The following is a 241-nucleotide window of genomic DNA, read 5'->3' on the forward strand; positions in this document are numbered from 1 at the left end:
GTACTCTTCAAGCTTTTTATTAAGGTCTTCAATTACGTTTTCGAATTCTTTGTTTTCCTTTTCAAGTTTAATTAATTTGTTGCCCCTTTCAACTACTTCAGTTTGCGCTTCACCCCTTAATTTAGATTCAAGTTTAAGCTTAGAATCCATGTCGCTAATTTTTCTAATTAAAGCATCGCGGCTAAATTGGCGGTAACTGTAATCATATTTGTGTTCGTATTCCCTAATATCTTTTAATTCC

General features: G+C 32.8%; 1 protein-coding gene. It reads right to left on the reverse strand.

The genetic code is table 11. The features are described 5' to 3' along the window. Window positions 1-241, reverse strand: a 241-nt coding sequence (locus QRT08_RS18560; protein ID WP_286047478.1) for a hypothetical protein, incomplete at both ends; no start/stop codon positions are given.

The organism is Halalkalicoccus sp. NIPERK01 (assembly GCF_030287405.1).
Classification (GTDB): domain Archaea; phylum Halobacteriota; class Halobacteria; order Halobacteriales; family Halalkalicoccaceae; genus Halalkalicoccus.